Origin of the sequence: Brevibacterium rongguiense (assembly GCF_009857845.1) — a bacterium.
In the GTDB taxonomy this organism is placed as follows: domain Bacteria; phylum Actinomycetota; class Actinomycetes; order Actinomycetales; family Brevibacteriaceae; genus Brevibacterium; species Brevibacterium rongguiense.
On record NZ_WWEQ01000131.1, the window covers coordinates 1 to 851 of the forward strand.

Here is an 851-nt window from a genome sequence, read left to right on the forward strand (position 1 = left end):
CCTCGGTGGTGGCGGTCTTGAAGCCCGCAAACCCATCCATGGCCACGACCTCGATCCCATCGCGCCAAGCCTGGTCCCGCTCGGCCAGCCAGTCCTTGAACGCCTTCTTCGACCGACCTTCGACCACGTCCACCAGGCGCGAGGGCCCGGTGCCGTCCCGGACCGGGGTGAGGTCGATGATCACGGTGACGTACTTGTCACCGCGCCGGGTGTGCCGCCACACGTGCTCATCGACCCCGACGACCTTGACACCGTCCAGGCGGGTCGGGTCCTCGATGAGCAGACGCCGGCCCTCAGCCAGGACCGCGTCGTTGGCGGTGTTCCACGCCACGCCCAGTCCTTCGGCAACTCGGGCCATCGACAGGTGGCCGACGACGATCCCGACCAGACCCCACCGCAGGCCGGCGCGGGAGATCTTGGCCCGCGGCGGCGCCGCAGCGGTGGTGTCCTGACGCCACACGTGCGAGCACTCCTTGCAGCGGTAGCGGCGCACGGTGAGCACCAGCGTGGTAGGGCGCCACCCGAACGGCTCGTGCGCCAACTCCCTGCTCACCGTGTCACGGGGCACGCCCTGGCAGCCGCACCGCCTGCACCAGTCGTCCGGCTCCACGACCCGGCACGCCAGCACGGACCGGTCAGGCTCGAGCAGCTGGCCGGTGACCTCCAGACCGAGGCCGTCGAGGCGGGTGAAGGTAGTCAGGTCAGGGCGCGTGAAGGTAGCGTCAGGCACGTCGAGGTCTTCCGGACGGGTTGTGTGAGAACTCCCATCATCGGAAGACCTCGACCCTCACCCCGACACCGACGCGCCGCCCCAGGTCGCACCACAGCTACACCCTCATCTGTGAAGAGCC

1 protein-coding gene is annotated in these 851 nt (G+C 69.4%); it reads right to left on the reverse strand.

All coding sequences use genetic code 11. The features are described from left to right. Positions 1-730, reverse strand: a 730-nt coding sequence (locus GSY69_RS13825) for an ISL3 family transposase (protein WP_160954400.1), incomplete at its 3' end; no start/stop codon positions are given. Positions 731-851: the final 121 nt, after the last annotated feature.